Genomic DNA, 17,524 nt, shown 5'->3' with positions numbered 1-17,524 from the left:
TCTTACAAAACAGTTTATACACACTACCCTATAAACCTAAATGTAATATTAATCCGCGCACCCTGCATCTTGCTTCTTTTAGGCACCTGGTGGAGCCAGTGATGCTGCGTTTCACCCTGCATAATGAGCAAATCACCATTGTTTAGTGCGATAGAAACTTTCGCGCTCTTATCCCGCTTATGCTTAAACTGAAAAACCCGCGAAGCTCCAAATGATACCGAAGCGATGACCGGGTTACCGCCCAGTTCAGTTTCGTCATCACTATGCCAGCCCATGCTATCGTTACCATCACGGTAATAGTTGAGCAACGCTGTATTAAACCTGTGACCGCTTTGCCGCTCGGCCGCCTGTTTAATATCCAACAACAGCGGACTAAACCTCACCGGCACATTCACCACACCAGAATATACATAAACCTCGTCGCTCTCGCCATACCAGGCTGTAAGCCGGGGGAAGTTTACCTCCTTACCGTAGATCTTCATCTTATCCTGTTTCCATGGCGTTTCATTAACCAGTTGCTCAAACACATCCTGCTTAAAAAAATGCGGGTAAAACAGCACCTCGCCATCAAAAGGCAGTAAGTTTTTTGAAGCCCCGAACAGGTTTAACTGATCATTATTGAATAGATCCATGCTCAAATATCTGTAATATCACGATAAAAGCACCATACCGCAATGGTTCTCAAAATGATAAAACCTATCATTTTGATAGTAACACCTCATATTGAGAAAAGCTTTCTCAATATGATAAATATTTGCAAATCAAAGCACTAAAGAAAACCCAATAGCTAATGGCATGCTAATTGGCCACATGCATTCGTAATCAAAATATAATTTACGATGGCATTGTTTATCGCGGCAGCAGCAAAATTTGCACAACGGACCACAAACGTCCCCGCCGCAGCCTTTTACATCCTTTCTTTTTCCCCTAATAATTTATACAATTCATGAATTCGCACGTTAAGCAACTCACTTTCGCGGGTATGATCGTTACCCTCGGTATTATTTTTGGCGATATTGGTACTTCTCCCCTTTATGTTTTTCAAACCCTGTTGGTTGAAGGTGGTAAAGTGAACACCGCGCTGGTATTAGGCTCAATTTCCTGTATCTTCTGGACACTAACCCTTCAAACCACTTTTAAATACATCGTTATTACACTACAGGCCGATAATAAAGGCGAAGGCGGCATTTTTTCCCTTTATGCTCTGGTAAGGCGTTATGGAAAATGGCTGGCCATCCCGGCTATAATCGGTGCGGGCACTTTACTTGCCGATGGTATCATTACCCCTCCTATCTCGGTAACATCGGCCATTGAAGGCTTGAATTTGGTTCCGGCATTTTCAACGGTTATCGTGCCGGGTAATAACCTGATTCTCATCATTGTAATTTCCATTATTCTATTACTGTTCTTCTTTCAGCAGTTTGGCACCAAGGTGGTTGGCTCGGCTTTCGGACCTGTTATGTTAATGTGGTTTATCATGCTGGGCGTATTGGGTACTTTACAGATAGTTCATTTCCCTTCTATATTTAAAGCCCTTAACCCTTACTATGGTGCCCGCTTACTGATGGACCACCCTAAAGGTTTCTGGCTGTTAGGCGCTGTATTCTTATGTACCACTGGTGCCGAAGCCCTATATTCTGATTTAGGCCACTGCGGCAGGCGCAATATCCAGGTAAGCTGGATCTTTGTAAAAACTACCCTGATATTGAACTACCTTGGTCAGGGCGCTTGGGTACTGTCACAGGCACCGGGCAAAAATTTTGCAGGTGTAAACCCATTCTTCGAGATTGTTCCTCACTTTTTCCTGCTGCCGGCTGTTGCCTTGGCTACATTAGCCACCATTATTGCAAGCCAGGCATTGATCAGTGGTTCATTTACGCTGATCAGCGAGGCCGTGAGTATGAATTTCTGGCCAAGGATCACTATTAAATATCCTTCAAACATTCGCGGACAAATCTATATCCCAAGCATCAACTGGATGTTATGCATTGGCTGCATCCTGGTATCGTTGTATTTCCGTACCTCAAGTGCCATGACAGCTGCCTATGGTTTTAGTATCACCATTGCCATGCTGAGCACCACCATTTTGATGTACTACTTCATGCGTTATGTAAAGCACTGGCCTGTTTGGTTGGTTACTATTATCCTGTGCGTGTTTGTAACTGTAGAGTTTTCATTCTTTATAGCCAACGCGGTTAAAATATTAAAACGTTTATTCTTTGTAGGATTCGAGGTTGGTTTGATCTTTACCATGTACACCTGGTTTAAGGCGCGTAAGATCAACAACCGCTTCCTTCACTTTACTGATATTAAAGAGAAACTGCCATTGCTTAACGCGTTGAGTAACGATACTACGGTAAATAAATATGCTACTCACCTTATTTATTTAACAAAGGCGAACAATAGCAGGCAAATTGAAGAAAAGATCATTTATTCGATCATGAGCCGCCGGCCAAAACGCGCCGATACTTACTGGTTCGTGCATATTGAACGTACTGACGAGCCTTATACCATGGAGTATAGCGTTGACCAGATTGAGCCGGGCAAAGTTATCCGTGTAGAGTTCCGTTTAGGTTTCAGGATCCAACCGAGGGTAAATGTACTTTTCCGCAAGGTAGTTGAAGATATGGTTGAACGTGGCGAGATCGATATCACCAGCAATTACCCATCGCTGAAACAATATCATATGGCTGCCGATTTCAGGTTTGTGATCATGGAGAAATTCCTGTCGTACAATAACCTGTTCAGCGTATCCGAAGGTTTTATTCTGAACAGCTATTTTGCCATCAAAAAATTGGCCCAGTCAGAAGCTAAGGCTTTCGGTTTGGATACCAGCGAAACACGCGTTGAAAAGATCCCTCTGGTAGTAAAACCGGTTAATAACATTCATATCAAACGGGTGGATGACCCGGTAAGCAATTTGGTTTCCGAGTTTGCTGATTAAAGCAATTCGCCCAACGTCGCTGCGCGTGTTACCCCTCTTTGCTTTGCAAGGAGGGGTTTTATTTTTTGCTATCTATTGTACAGGTACAAGTGTTAACTTCAGAGATAAAAAGCGAAGGGAATGTGCGATTCCTCTCTTGAGAGGGGTATGGTTCTACTTTGATTGCGCAGGTACAAGCGTCATTCGCTTGTACCATTCCAATGGTAAGCGTCCGCGCTTACCATAAATTCCGGGAGCGTGGACGCTCCTATTAAAAAAACATTCAAGCGTCGACGCTTGAACGTGCGTCGATTTTCATTATCCCGGCAATCCCTCCCCCAAAACAAAAAATCCGGCCTTTTGGGCCGGAAGTTTCTTAGGTTTGGTGGTTGGTTTGAAAGTATTATTATAATTTTTCGCCGTGCTGACTAAGGTCGAGACCTTGTTCTTCTTCTTCGGCAGATACCCTTAATGGCGAGATCATATCGGTGATCTTCAATAAAAGCAGTGAGCCAAAGAAAGCGAATATAGATACGCACACAAGTGCTACCAGTTGCACAATGAAAAGGTGGGTTTCGCCAAAGAATAAACCATTACCTGTTGTATTACCATGGTTAACTTGCTGGCTGGCAAATACACCGGTCAGTAACATACCCACCATACCGCCTACACCATGGCAAGGGAATACGTCAAGCGTATCATCAATGCTGGTACGCGTACGCCATTCAACCACCAGGTTACTTACCACTGCCGAAATAATACCGATAGCCATTGAGTGTGGTACCGTTACAAAACCTGCGGCAGGTGTAATAGCCACCAAACCTACAACAGCACCAATACAGGTACCCATTGCAGATGGTTTACGACCAAGCAGCATGTCAAAAAATATCCAGGTAACACCTGCAGCAGCCGAAGCCGTTGTACTGGTTGCCAAAGCGGTAACAGCTAAAGCATTAGCGCCAAACGCAGAACCGGCGTTAAACCCAAACCAGCCAAACCACAATAAACCGGTACCGATCATCACATAAGTGATACGGGCAGGTGCATGGTTAGCCTCAGTACGGCGTTTAAGGTATAAAGCTGATGCCAGGGCAGCCCATCCCGCCGACATGTGCACAACGGTACCACCTGCAAAGTCAAGCACGCCAAATTTGGCTAATATGCCATCAGGGTGCCAGGTGCAATGCGCCAAAGGCGAGAATATGAATATCGAAAACAGTACCAGGAAAATAATATACGAGTTAAAACGGATCCGCTCTGCAAATGCACCGGTGATAAGCGCCGGGGTAATAATGGCAAACTTTAACTGGTACATGGCAAACAACAACAACGGAATGGTTGGCGCCGCTTTCCAGGTAGCATTACCCAACATGCCTTTCATCATGAAAAAGGTTGATGGATTACCAATAATTCCGTAGAAACTATCGCCAAAAGCTAAACTGAAACCGAAAATGCCCCACATTACCGTAATAATTACCATACAAACAATGCTTTGCAGCATGGTTGATATTACGTTCTTTTTGTTAACCATACCGCCATAAAAAAAGGCAAGACCAGGCGTCATGATCAAAACCAGCGCTGTTGACATCAGCATCCAGGCAATATCGCCTGTATTAAAGTTAGGGTGACCAGAATCCTTGAAATCTACTGACGGAAAAAGGAAAGTAAGGGAAAGTATAATTAAGATCAGGAAAAAAGGGATATACCTCTTCATGTATTCAGAAAAAATATGTTTTAAATCTGCATGAAAGGTATGATTTTTTCTAAAAACAAAAGAAATTAATTGACTTTTGTTGAAAAAAACATCAGTTATAAATATTTAAGGATAGAATTTGGGAAAATCCCCAATAAAACAAGCAGAAAACTAATAACGACAGCTAAAACAAGAAGATTATATGATCTTTCACTTGCAACTTCTGCATTTTCTGTTCTTTTCAGAAATAAATACAAAGGAATTTTAAGGTAATAAAATAACGACACTACCGTAGTTAACGCGCCGGTTATCATCAAAGCCAGTAACCAGATGTTGTGTGTTTGCTCATAAGCGCTGTAAACTGCCGAAAACACAAACAATTTACCGGTAAAACCTGCTGTAACCGGGATTCCGGTAAGGGAAATGAGGATAATTACAAAACAAACCGATGCAGCAGGATATTTTAAGCCCAAACCTTTGTAATCTTCTACTTCTTCGGCATCAACAACGTTATTAAAATACGACGCGAGTGCCAAAGCCCCGATATTTGCCAACGCATACACTGCCAGATAGTAGGTAAGCGACGATAAACCCTGTACATTAAAGGTAACTACGGCCATTAAAGCAAAACCGGTATGGCCAATACTCGAATAAGCCAGCATTCTTTTCACATTGTTCTGCAAAACGGCAGCAAAGTTTCCGGCAATCATGGTGATAATACCAATGGCCGATAAAACGATGCCAAAATCAATCCCCTTCCAATCTGCCGAGAACAGGAACAAAGGCATCACATTTACCAGTAACGCGAAAGCGGCTATTTTAGGAACGGTTGAAAGATATGCAGTAACAGGCGTTGGCGCTCCCTGGTAAACATCGGGTACCCAAAAGTGCATCGGCATAAATGATAGCTTGAAACCAACACCTATCAACACCAATACTAAAGCGAAGGAAACACTAAGCGGGTTCACGTTTGGCAATTGTGCTACAATATTCAACAATCCGAGCGAGCCGCTGAATCCATATAGTAAGGAAATGCCATACAACATGATAGCCGATGAGGCCGCTCCGAACAGCACGTATTTTAAGCCGGCCTCGGTGCTCAAAGCAGTTTCGGAACGATAGGCCACCATCAGGTATGAGGCCACCGATACCATCTCAATGGCAAGATAAACCGACAGCAGGTTAATTGCCATAGCCATTAAATGCAGGCCTAATACCGATGCGATGGAAATGGTATAAAGATCAGATACTCCTTTTGTGTGGGCTTTCAGCTTATCATCCCAGGTAAAGTTTAACAACAGGATGAATGAGAGCGGATCGATAATGATCTTAAAGAACACTGCCGAGCGCCTAAGCAACAGCATACTGCCAAAAATAACATGATCTCCATCAAGGATCAGAGCAACCTGTTGCAGGTCTTTAAACAACACCAGCAGCAAGCCAGCACAGGCCACTATTTTACAAAGCTTCACAGATCTGCGCCCAAATATCAGGTCGGTTATCAGTACTACCAAAAACAGCGCGGTTAAATAAATTTCGGGCATGAAATAGGGAATACTGCCAAAAACATTGGTTAACTGAGCTGATATATGGGGTAGCAGATCGTGCATTTATATTTTATTGTACTATTACTGATTGATTTTTTGGGTATTTTACCTGGTATTTCAGCTTCACCTTCTTTTCATCAAGCGAATTTAACACGAAATTCCATGAAACCTTACCTGTTGTTGCATCGGGTTTTGCTCCTGATGTTTCCTGTGCCTCCACCTCGATATCTTTATTCTGCGAAACCGGTACCTGGTCTTCAACCAACAAATTAACCGATTGGCTTTTCCTGTTTTTTACATCGATGAGCCAGTTGCGGGTTTCCTTAAGGTTTGAACCAGATGACTGCCTCATAGCCAGGCCTTTTTCCATGCTACGGGTAACAACAATATTTTTATCGGTACCCAGGGATAGGTTCAGCGTATCGGTAGTGGCATCGGTATTGATAAGTGATTTACCAATATAGGTACCTTCAAAAAACAGGTTAGCCTCACCAGAGAGGAAACTATACTTATTCCAGTTGGTAAGCTGGGCGGTAAGGAAAACATCGGTACTCAGTTTAGGAGCTACATAATATTGGTAAGTAGCATCAATATTATACTGGCTTATTTCAACAGCATATTGTTTACCATCGCTTGGCACCGTATAAGGATTAGCGATATTAAACTCAATATTGGTTTGGTTTTCCTCTTTTTTAACTTCGATAGGAACTGTGTTAACTATGTTTTTAACCTGTACACCTGCAACAGCTCCAGTCAAATCACGTTTATATTCCGTACCATAACCCGCAACAACAACTTCATTAAGCTGTTGCGAAGATGATTTTAGGGATACGTTAATCAGCGGTGCGTTAGCCTGCCTTTCAGTTGTTTCAAAGCCAATAAAACTGTAGGTAAGTACAGCATTAACATTAGGTAGCTGGATGCTATAATTTCCACCGGCGTCACTTACCGCCCCTATTGAAGTTCCTTTTACACGAATGGCAACGCCCGGTAATGCCTGGCCATCATCACCGGCTACCACCCTGCCCATTACCTTGGTTAAAGAGGCTGTAGAGCCGGAGTAGTACATACCAAAATTAAGGTAAGTAGGTGTAAGTTCGGGCTTGGCGCCGTTTACTGTTGGGTTGCCTGTTGATAAAGTAAGCTTAGCGCTTTTCCAGTCCTCCCCTGTTTTTTGCGATACATTGGCTTTGTAAACAATAGTAATAGGACTGTTTACATTTTTAGCGCGGATATCATAGGTAGGAAACCAGCTTGCATTCCGCACCAGGTAGCTCAATGTAAAATTTGCCTGCAATGCTGCTTTTGAAGATACCGTTACCAAAACATTGCTGGTAGTCTTAGCGCCTACCCTATTTATTTCGGCAATTTGCTTGTCGTAACCCTGCAGTTCGTCGTTAAGCAGGTCAATCTGATCATTAACCACCTGCTGGTTCTTCTTGATCTCGTTTAAACGTGCAGTCTGAAAATCGAGTGTCTGTTTCAGCTTCACCGGATCCAAAGCAACATTGGTGCCGTTACTTATTGGGTTTTTAGCTAAGGTATTGGCTTCCTCCTGGTATATGGAAAGCATATTGTTTTGCAGGGCTATCTTATTCCTTACCAGTTTTTGCTTGGCTTCAATAGCTTGTATATTTTTCTGCCTGATATCGTTATCGGCAAAATCAAGTTCGTGATTTACGGAAAGAATGGTAAAGTCGCCACCGGCATTTACCTGGATGCTTTGCACATCAATACCCGGCGAAAGGTTTTCAAATACCAGCGTTGAGGTGCCTGGACTGATATTCACTAACGCGGTGCGGTTAACCTGCGCCCCATTTAAAAACACGGTTACTTTTTGAACTTTTGAGGCTACGTGCTGACCTTCGTTTGCCCTTGTTGCGGCAGCGATAAAAAATAATGCTGCGGCGATAGATAATTTTTTAAACATAATTCCTTCGGTTAAATACACACCATCTGTTATTTCGCTTATGCCCGTGTTGCCGGGGGCAGCGTAAATAAAAGATGCAGGGGTATGCACTTTTCCATAAAAGAATTTATGTTGAAACACTATTATTTTTATTTAGCCTGTAAAAACTGAATCAATGCTAATACCGAATCATTGATTTTTCCAAATACCAACGATGGCATTAAACCTAAAGCAAGTGCCGCAGCAGCCATTGGTATAAGTGCCAGCTTTTCGCGGATACTTACATCGGTGAGCGCTATTTTCCAAACTTCGCCCCCTTTAAGCGATACTTTTCCGAAGAACATGCGTTGCAGCGTCCACAGAAAATAGGCGGCACCTAATAAAATACCTACCGAGCCGCATATAGCCATCCAATATGGCAACAAACCGTTAACCGTTGGCGATTTAAATGTACCTGCCAATGTAAATGCTTCCGCCACAAATGCCGAAAAGCCGGGCAAACCTAATGAGGCAAAAAAAGCGACCATCACAAAGGCTGTATACTGTGGCATCTGGGTACCCAATCCGCGGAAATGATAAATATCCCTGTCGTGCACGCGGTTATAAACCACACCCACTAAAAAGAACAGCATTGATGACAAAAAGCCGTGACTTACCATCTGCATTACGGCGCCGCTTACACCTTCGGCAGTTTGCGAGGCAATCCCCAGCAATACGAAACCCATGTGCGATACTGATGAATAAGCGATCAAACGCTTCAGGTCGCGCTGGGCCAGCGCATTGCAGGCGCCATATAATATCGACACAACACCTATCAAGCCAAGCCAAAACGCCCCTGACGAGGCTATCTCCGGGAAAATCCCGAGGCAAATCCTGATAATACCATAACCACCTATTTTAAGCAATACACCTGCAAGAATAATAGATACCGGTGTAGGCGCTTCAACGTGAGCATCAGGCAGCCAGGTATGTAAAGGAACAATTGGTACTTTGATGGCAAAGGCAATGAACAGCACAACAAAACCAACCGTACGTGCCGGCATCCCCAATATGGTTTGATGGGCGGCGGCGGAAAATACTGAACCCTGAGTATAGTTGGCGGGGTTCATCATCTGGATAATATTAAACGTATGGCTACCCGTTGCCGGGTCATTTACCGAAAGGTATAAACCTACCATCACCAGCAACATAAATACCGACCCAAACAAGGTATAAAGGAAAAACTTAATAGCTGCATACTCCCGGCGTACACCACCCCACATCCCGATCAGGAAATAAAGCGGCAGCAACATCAGCTCATAAAACAGGTAAAACAGGAAGAAATCCAATGCGCAAAATACACCCATCACGGCCATATCCAACAACAAGAACAGCAAGAAGAAACCTTTCAGATTGCTCTTGATCTCCCATGAGGCCAGTGTAGCAACAACCATCACCAGTGCCGACATCACCAGCAGCGTTACCGAAATACCGTCTATCCCAACAAAATAATCTATCTGCAATTTCCCCATGCTGCCCAGGTTAAGGCCTATCCATGGCAGTTTCTGTACAAACTGAAACTGATCTTCATGGTTTATCCCCGCCGAAGCAGCTCCGGTTTTAAAATTGAGATAAATATATATGCTGATACCAAGTTGCAACAACGTAGCCAATAGCGTAATATATTTAAAACTGCCCCGCTGCGACGATGGCAACAGTACAATAACCAGCGCAAACAATACGGGTATAAATATGAGCAGGGTTAACAGGTTCATTAAATTCAGATCAATATTTTTAAAACAAACAGTATCAATACTATCAATAACATGCTGTACAGGTAATACTGTACTTTACCGTTTTGAAATTTACGTGCAAAATTGCCAATGCTTTGCACCAATGCTGCCATCAAATGCAAAAATCCGTCGACAATATGTTTATCGCTCCAGGCGGTAAGGGCGGCTACCATCCGGCTTGAGCGTTCAATCAGGTGGATTAAACCGTCTATAACATTCCTGTCAAACCAGAAACAGGTTTTACCCAAACCAAGTATAGGCTTTACAATCGCTTTTCTGTAGATTTTATCCAAATACCACTGGTTATAAGATAAGCGGTAAAGGAAACCGGTTTGCGGGAACGAAAACGTATTTCTTTTTACGTAGATGGCATAGGCGGCGTACATCACAAATACGCTTAAGATATTTACCCCTATAGGGATAATGGTATGATAGATATTTTCGCGGGCCATGAATTCGGCGGGCTTTAGGCTCTCGAACAACCAGGCTTTTTCATAAAAGAAAGGATTAAGCGAAAACAGCGGGAACAAGCTGCATATTGCCAATAATATCAAAGGTACGCGGTATTGCCAGCCGCCATCGCTGATATGAAGTTTTATTTCGGGATGTTTTTTTAACAATCGAAACTCACCAAAAAATACTTTTACCATCAGTCTTGATACGTAAAATACTGTGAGCCAACTGGTAAACAACGCTCCTGCCGGAATCAGCTTAAGCCATGCGCTCCGCCCCTCGCTCCATTCAAAAGCCTGGATCAGGATACCGTCTTTTGACAGATAGCCCGATGTAAGCGGAATACCAATAAGCGCCAGCGAACCAACAACGGCTGCAATAAATGTTACCGGCAGTTTTTTACGCAGGCCACCCATGTAATGAATATTCTGAGGGTCGATATCAAGGTTGTTCTCCTCTTTGATATGCTGCATTTCGTGAATCACGACACCGGCCACCAAAAACAGTAAACATTTAAAAAAGGCATGCGTAGCTAAATGGAATAACGATGAACCATAAGCTCCCACTCCCATAGCCAGGATCATGTAACCCAATTGCGATATAGTTGAATAAGCAAGTACACGCTTCAGGTCGTTTTGCGTTAACGCGATGGTAGCCGCCATAAACGCGGTAAAGCAACCGATAATGGCAAGAACAGTTAATTCGCTATCGGTAAACAGGGGATAAACCCTGCCCAGTAAAAACACTCCTGCAGCCACCATGGTAGCCGCGTGAATTAAGGCCGAAACTGAAGTTGGCCCCTCCATAGCATCAGGTAACCAGGTATGCAAGGGAAACTGTGCCGACTTAGCCGCGACAGCCATAAACACGCCAATACAGGCAACATATTGCCACACCGCAGGAATTTGGCCTGAAGCAGAAATCCACAAGCCATCATGGATAACCGATTTAAATACCAGGTTATCGTTTATAAATAGTGTGGCGATATCAAATGTATGGAACTTGGCAAAAATGATAATGATGGCGCTCAATAAACCGATATCGCCAATACGGTTCATGATAAAGGCTTTTTTATTGGCTTGTACCGCCTTATCCCTGGTAAACCAGAAACCGATAAGCAGGTATGATGAAAAGCCCACCAATTCCCAAAAGGCATAGAATAACACCAGGCTATCTACAATCACCAAACCCAGCATGCTGAAGCAGAAAAAGCTGAGATAAGTAAAGTAACGACTATACCTGTCGTCACACTTCATGTACGCGGTAGAATAGATATGCACTGGCAAAGCAATCAGCGATACCAGCAGCAACATCATTGCCGAAAGGTTATTCAGCAAGATCCCCGCAAAAACTTTGGTAGTACCAATAGTGAACCATAAGGTTTGAACGTGCTGAGGTTGCTGGTTCCAAACTGCTGCAAATACCATTGCAGACAATACACATCCAACCAAAATAGCCAGCGTTGAAATCCAACCTGCTGCTTTACTTTTTACCGGCAAGCAAAAATTGATCAAGGCAGCAAACAGCGGCAGAGCCACAGCTAAAATAGCATAGCAGAAGATGGAAGGATCTGTATATGGTATCGCGTTGTTCAATTATCTTTTTTATCTATTTATTTTCTGTAGAGACGCATCACATGCGTCTTTTCTGTTCTATCTGCTTTATGAAGACGCATGTGATGCGTCTCTACGCTTTTTAATCCCTCAAATTTTTAATCTCATCCGGATCAATGGTTTTATATCTCCGGTAAACATTCAGGATGATGGCTAATGCCACTGCCGTTGTTGCAGCAGCCAGTACAATGGCAAACAGGGCGAATACCTGTCCCCCATTATTCAACTTATCATATTTACCAAAAGCCACCAGGTTTAAAATGGCAGCGTTCAGCATCAGTTCAATACCTATCAACACCTGTATCGAGTTGCGTTTTGATACAATCATGTATACGCCTGTACAAAACAGCAACGCGCCTACCAGTAAAAAATCGGTTAGCGAGATCATGCGCTGCCCTCCTTACGTGATAAGTGCGCCGCACCCACCAAAGCCATCAGCAGTAAAACAGAAATAGCCTCAAAAGGCAGCAGATAGGTGGTCATTAAGTTAATACCTATATTTTCAATGGTGGAATTAGCAGGCGTTATCTCGTTTTTTTGCGCAATAGCCTGTTTTACCCATGGCAGGTTATCGGCATCGACTTTAAGGATAATGTTTACTATCACAGCTAAAAACAATACAGCCAGAATAACTGCAGGCACTTTGGCCATATTAACAAATTTCCCTTTTTGCTGCTGGATCACGTTCAGCGTTTCCCTGCCCGAGAGCATAAACGCAAAAAGGATCAGCACCAAAATACCGCCTACGTAAATTACTACCTGCGTTACGGCCACAAAATCGGCAAGGGCAATTACGTATAGCCCGGCAAGGGCAAACAAGGTCACAAAAAATATAAAAATACTCCTGACCAGGTTTTTGCTTAAAGCGGCATACAGCGCCGAACCAATGGCAATAAAACTCATGACATAAAACAACAAGCGCACTAAACTCATGCCCCGCCCTCCTTTTGTTTCATGGCGGCTAATTTGGCAGCTTGTTTTTCGGCCTGCTGTTTATCAAATAAAGCGCGTTTTTCTACGGCATCTTCCGGTTTCATATCCGAAAACTGGTAAACCAGGTCGCTAAGTTGAAAAACGGTTTTATCATACTGGTTGGTCATCGTAATGCACTCGGTTGGGCACACAATAGTGCACAGGCCACAATACATACATTTGGCCATATCAATATCAAACTTGGCGGCGTACAAACGTTTGGTAGTCCCGTCGGATGTTTGCCCGATAGCTTCCGTAGCCTTGATCGATTCAATATCGATACAATTAACCGGGCATACCTTAGCGCACAGATCACATACGATACAGTCATCCATTTCCACATCCAACTGATAACGGCCTACTTCGGGCACGGGCAACTGCTGTTTAGGATATTGAATGGTATTGGTACCATGTTCAAGCTGTTTAAAGTAATTGCTATCGCTCACGGTCACAATCTCCCGTTTGCCGTTACCGGCAAAAAGGTGGCGTATGGTAAGGCTTAAACCTTTCCATGCTGTTGTAAACGCGTTTATTACTCTTTGAACCATGATTTTTAGGATTTTAGGATTACCCTGAATTTCCTATATACTTTAATTATTTACTAATCTTTTCTTCTATCTCTTCGGACTTCCGGACTGCCGACTTCCGACTAAACACTTACATGAGCCACAACCGCCATACGCCAGATATCAGCATACAGGCAAAAGCCAGCGGGGTTAACACTTTCCAGCAAAGGTTCATCAGCTGGTCAACCCTTAAGCGGGGCAATGTCCACCTGATCCACATTTGTACGGCTACCAGTGCCAGTGTTTTTAATACAACCCATAGTATGCCCCAAGCTACCCCGGTTGTCCACGTTGCCAGTTTAACGCTGCCAATGTTGGGCAGGGGCGTATTCCATGCACCTAAAAATAATATTACCGCTATCATGGATACCAGGAACATCATCGAATATTCGGCCAAAAATACTAATGCGAAACGGATCCCCGTAAACTCGGTATGGAAACCGGCGACCAGTTCGGATTCAGCTTCCGGAATATCGAACGGTGCGCGGTTACTTTCGGCCAGTGAAGCTATAAAATAGATCACAAACGCCACAAGTAAATGTGGAGCCCTGAATACATTCCAGCTAAATAATCCGCCTATCTGGGATACATCCCAAAAACCTGCGAATTTAATTTTTTCAGTTGCCAGGATCCCTTGCTGAGCCGAGATCGCTTGTAAATCCAGCGTTTGGGCAATCATCACCACAGATATGATAGCAAAACCGGCAGGAATTTCATATGAAATGATCTGAGCTGCGGAGCGCATAGCCCCCAGTATAGAATATTTGTTGTTAGATCCCCATCCGGCCATCAGGATCCCTAATGTTTCGATAGAGATAATGGCGAAGATATAATACAGACCGATGTTTGTTTTTGAAGGGATAAGTCCCGGAGCCCAGGGCAGCGCGGCAAAGCCAAGATACACGGCTATGAATATTACCGCCGGAGCCAACATAAATAACCATTTATCCGCAGCTGCCGGAATGATCAGTTCTTTCTGAAGCATTTTTAGAATATCGGCCAGCGTTTGCAGGGTACCGTATTTACCTGTCTCGGTTGGGCCAAGCCTGTCCTGTATAAAAGCGGATATTTTACGCTCGGCATATACACCGAATAATGCAAAGAAAGCTGAGAAACTAAACAGCCCGATTGCCGCGATAAAATATGTAATATAATAGTTCAACAGGAATATTTGCTTAAGGGTGCAAACTTACTAAATGTTGAGTTATTTAGAATGATTAAATTATATATTAAGTTGATAGGAGAACCATGATTTACCTAATTCAAAGATTACTTGATTTATCAACGCCTAAAGCCCTGCATCACGGTCATCCTTCAATCCTAAAAATCGAGGTTCAACACTTTACCAAATCATTGGCCGATATAAATGTTGACTTTACCGGGGCCGAGAAAAACAGCGAGGCATGATGATCAAAGTCGGCAGTATCATCGGTTGTGGTGTAAAACTTGCTTTCACCGTCACGGCTTATCTTTTGTTCAATTTCGGGGTGACGGTTTAAATAATCAACAAGACTTTTTGCTACTATATCACCCTGGCCAACCACATTAATGCCTTCGGGCAAATACGCTTTAATTTTATCCTGGATGATGGGATAATGGGTACAGGCCAATAAAATGGTATCAATGTTTGACGACTGTGCCATGATCTGATCCAGGTAAAGCTGCACAAAAAAATCAGCACCAGGTTTATCGTACTCTCCATTTTCAATCAGTGGCACCCAAAGCGGGCAAGCCTGCTGATGTACCTTAATATCAGGAAAAAAATTATTGATTTCGAGCAGATATGATCCGGATTGCACCGTGCCTTTAGTACCCAATACCCCTATTTCTTTAGTTTTCGTGTAATTGCCAATGATCTCGGCCGTTGGGCGGATTACCCCTAACACCCTTTTTGTAGGATCAGCTATATTTTTAAGGTCTTGTTGCTGAATAGTGCGCAGCGCCTTGGCCGAAGCAGTATTACATGCCAGGATCACCAATGGGCATCCCTGATCAAACATCCATTGCACACACTCCCAGGTGTATTGATGTATGGTACTGAACGAACGGTTGCCATAAGGTGCGCGGGCGTTATCGCCCATATAAATATAATCATAGCCGGGCAGCTGCTCAATAATAGAACGGAATACGGTTAACCCGCCAAAGCCCGAATCAAAAATACCAATGGGTTGATTTGACATACACAAACATAAAAAAAGCGTCCCGCAATTACGGAACGCTCTTATATAATTTACTTAAAGGTGATCTTATTTTAAACCCAATTTCAATTTTACAGCTGGCATCAAATCGTCGCCCGCAGGAGATACGATCATGCTAACTTGTGATGAATCTAATACATAAGCATAGCCTTTTTCTTTAGCTACTGCTTGTACAGCGGTAGAAACTTTATCAATGATAGGTTTACCTAACTCTTGTTTTTTAGCATCAACCTGTTGTTGAGCGTTGTTCTGATAATCATTCATGCGTTTTTGAATGTCCTGCAATTCTGAGGTTTTTGCCTGACGTACAGCATCGGTCATTGTAGCCGCGTTTTTATCCAAATCGGCACCTTTGGTTTGTAATTCATTGTTCATAGTAGTTAACTGATCAATGAATGTTTTTTGATAGGCCTGTAATGTTGTAGAAACGGTTTTAGTTTCAGGCATCTGATCGATAACCTGGCTAAAATTAACATAACCTATTTTTGTTTGCGCTTTAGCGAAACTACCCACGAACAACATACCTGCTGCAACTAAGGCGACTTTAAATAGTTTTTTCATTTTGATTTTGTGTCCTGTGTTTTAATAATGGATAATAATTATCTGTTTTGTTTTTGTAACGTGTATCAGCAAATTACTTTATCAATTACCCCGGAAACAGCTAACAATGAACAGGAACATTAGCAGCTTATCTTTACCCCGGCTTAATTACAAGCAATCTCGATTGGTAAACATAAAAAAAGCGTCCCGTTTAATCAGGGCGCTTTTTTTAGTATTGGCAATTCTTATTTCAAGCCTAATTTTAACTTCACAGCAGCCATCAGGTCATCAGCATCAGGAGATACCAATAAAGTGATCTGTGATGAATCTAATACGTAAGCATAGCCTTTTTCTTTAGCTACAGCCTGTACAGCCTGAGTAGCTTTATCAATAAGCGGTTTACCTAATTCCTGCCTTTTAGCATCAACTTGTTGCTGGGCATTATTTTGGTAATCATTCATACGTTTCTGAATATCCTGCAGTTCGCTTTCTTTAGCGCCACGTACAGCATCGGTCATGCTCGCCCTTTTTGATTGGTAATCCTGACCTTTTGTTTGATACTCATTGTTCATAGTGGTCAATTGATCAATGAACGTTTTCTGGTAAGCCTGGATAGACGCTGTCACAGTTTTAGTTTCGGGCATCAAATCAATCAGCTGGTTGAAGTTGATGTGGCCGATTTTAGTCTGAGCATTTGCAAAGCTGCCCGCAAATAATAAACCTACTGCAACCAAGGCAACTTTAAATAGTTTTTTCATTTTCCTTTTTCTGTGTTTAAATAATAGTTCGATTTATCTTAATTCAAATTATTTAGCAAATACTCCCGGCTTTAATCCTAACCTGGTTATAACATCCGCGCTCTTATCATATCGCGGGCTTGCATATAACATGATTACCTCGCTGTTTTTATCAAAAATCATATCCAGGTTATCGCCTTCAGCAACTGCTTGTACAGCTTTAGACACCCTATCCTGAATTGGTTTAATCAGCGCTGTGCTTCTTTGCGAAAGCTCACCATCCGGACCAAATTTCTGGCGTTGAAAATCTTTCGCCGCCTTCTCTTTGTCAACAATTTCGGCCTCACGGCGTTTTTTCATGTCAGGAGTCATCAGCACCTGATCGGCCTGATAGGCCTTATACAAACGGTCAATTTCCTGAAAACGGCCATCAACCTCTTTTTGCCACTGATCAGATAATGCAGCCAGTTGCTTTTGTGATGATGCATATTCGGGCATGTGCTTTAATATATACTCCGAGTCAACATAAGCAAAACGTTGCGCATAAGCTCCTGCAAAAGCAGTTAACGTTAAAAAGGCTACTAAAATTATCTTCTTCATA

The 17,524-nt window shown here is 42.9% G+C and carries 15 protein-coding genes; 1 reads left to right on the top strand and 14 read right to left on the bottom strand.

Going from position 1 to position 17,524, the window contains the following annotated elements; translation table 11 throughout:
• Positions 1–23: 23 nt before the first annotated feature.
• Positions 24–632 (bottom strand): alpha-ketoglutarate-dependent dioxygenase AlkB family protein, encoded by a 609-nt coding sequence (locus EAH55_RS07890; protein ID WP_121809165.1) that lies wholly within the window; start codon positions 630–632, stop codon positions 24–26.
• 314 nt (positions 633–946) lie between these two features.
• Here EAH55_RS07890 and EAH55_RS07885 point away from each other — a divergent pair, with 314 nt between their 5' ends.
• Positions 947–2,944: a KUP/HAK/KT family potassium transporter gene (locus EAH55_RS07885; protein WP_121809164.1), complete on the top strand. Its 1,998-nt coding sequence runs from the start codon at positions 947–949 to the stop codon at positions 2,942–2,944.
• A 385-nt stretch (positions 2,945–3,329) separates the two neighbouring features.
• On the opposite strand, the gene EAH55_RS07880 is transcribed toward EAH55_RS07885, so the two are convergent.
• The 13 genes from EAH55_RS07880 to EAH55_RS07820 all read right to left on the bottom strand — a co-directional run bounded on the left by EAH55_RS07880 (position 3,330) and on the right by EAH55_RS07820 (position 17,523).
• Complete coding sequence (locus EAH55_RS07880) at positions 3,330–4,637, bottom strand: ammonium transporter (RefSeq protein WP_114936432.1); 1,308 nt, start codon at positions 4,635–4,637, stop codon at positions 3,330–3,332.
• A gap of 95 nt (positions 4,638–4,732) precedes the next feature.
• The gene (locus tag EAH55_RS07875; RefSeq protein ID WP_121809163.1) at positions 4,733–6,226 is read right to left on the bottom strand and encodes an NADH-quinone oxidoreductase subunit N; all 1,494 of its coding nucleotides are present in this window, start codon (positions 6,224–6,226) and stop codon (positions 4,733–4,735) included.
• Between the two features lie 7 nt (positions 6,227–6,233).
• Positions 6,234–8,213: a mucoidy inhibitor MuiA family protein gene (locus tag EAH55_RS07870; protein ID WP_121809162.1), complete on the bottom strand. Its 1,980-nt coding sequence runs from the start codon at positions 8,211–8,213 to the stop codon at positions 6,234–6,236.
• A gap of 8 nt (positions 8,214–8,221) precedes the next feature.
• Positions 8,222–9,826, bottom strand: a complete 1,605-nt coding sequence (locus tag EAH55_RS07865) for a complex I subunit 4 family protein (RefSeq protein ID WP_112567129.1) — start codon at positions 9,824–9,826, stop codon at positions 8,222–8,224.
• A 5-nt stretch (positions 9,827–9,831) separates the two neighbouring features.
• Entirely contained in the window at positions 9,832–11,892 is a 2,061-nt protein-coding gene (gene nuoL / locus EAH55_RS07860; RefSeq protein WP_244228128.1) for an NADH-quinone oxidoreductase subunit L, read from the bottom strand.
• A 100-nt stretch (positions 11,893–11,992) separates the two neighbouring features.
• Positions 11,993–12,298, bottom strand: a complete 306-nt coding sequence (gene nuoK, locus EAH55_RS07855) for an NADH-quinone oxidoreductase subunit NuoK (RefSeq protein WP_121809161.1) — start codon at positions 12,296–12,298, stop codon at positions 11,993–11,995.
• Positions 12,295–12,843 carry an NADH-quinone oxidoreductase subunit J family protein gene (locus EAH55_RS07850; RefSeq protein ID WP_121809160.1) on the bottom strand — a complete coding sequence of 183 codons (549 nt, stop codon included), beginning with the start codon at positions 12,841–12,843 and terminating at the stop codon, positions 12,295–12,297. Before EAH55_RS07850 ends, nuoK begins: the two co-directional genes overlap by 4 nt.
• Positions 12,840–13,430 (bottom strand): 4Fe-4S binding protein, encoded by a 591-nt coding sequence (locus EAH55_RS07845; RefSeq protein WP_121809159.1) that lies wholly within the window; start codon positions 13,428–13,430, stop codon positions 12,840–12,842. Before EAH55_RS07845 ends, EAH55_RS07850 begins: the two co-directional genes overlap by 4 nt.
• Before the next feature lie 109 nt (positions 13,431–13,539).
• Complete coding sequence (gene nuoH / locus EAH55_RS07840; protein ID WP_121809158.1) at positions 13,540–14,610, bottom strand: NADH-quinone oxidoreductase subunit NuoH; 1,071 nt, start codon at positions 14,608–14,610, stop codon at positions 13,540–13,542.
• Positions 14,611–14,782: 172 nt separating this feature from the next.
• Positions 14,783–15,628 (bottom strand): glutamate racemase, encoded by an 846-nt coding sequence (murI, locus tag EAH55_RS07835; RefSeq protein WP_121809157.1) that lies wholly within the window; start codon positions 15,626–15,628, stop codon positions 14,783–14,785.
• A 66-nt stretch (positions 15,629–15,694) separates the two neighbouring features.
• Positions 15,695–16,207, bottom strand: a complete 513-nt coding sequence (locus EAH55_RS07830) for an OmpH family outer membrane protein (protein ID WP_121809156.1) — start codon at positions 16,205–16,207, stop codon at positions 15,695–15,697.
• A gap of 224 nt (positions 16,208–16,431) precedes the next feature.
• On the bottom strand, positions 16,432–16,944 hold the full coding sequence (locus tag EAH55_RS07825) for an OmpH family outer membrane protein (protein WP_112567111.1): 513 nt from the start codon (positions 16,942–16,944) through the stop codon (positions 16,432–16,434).
• Positions 16,945–16,992: 48 nt separating this feature from the next.
• Positions 16,993–17,523, bottom strand: a complete 531-nt coding sequence (locus EAH55_RS07820) for an OmpH family outer membrane protein (protein WP_112567108.1) — start codon at positions 17,521–17,523, stop codon at positions 16,993–16,995.
• Between the last annotated feature and the right edge of the window lies 1 nt (position 17,524).

Source organism: Mucilaginibacter kameinonensis, assembly GCF_003675385.1.
Taxonomy (GTDB): Bacteria; Bacteroidota; Bacteroidia; order Sphingobacteriales; family Sphingobacteriaceae; genus Mucilaginibacter; species Mucilaginibacter kameinonensis.
This window is presented reverse-complemented; position numbering and strand designations above follow the sequence as displayed.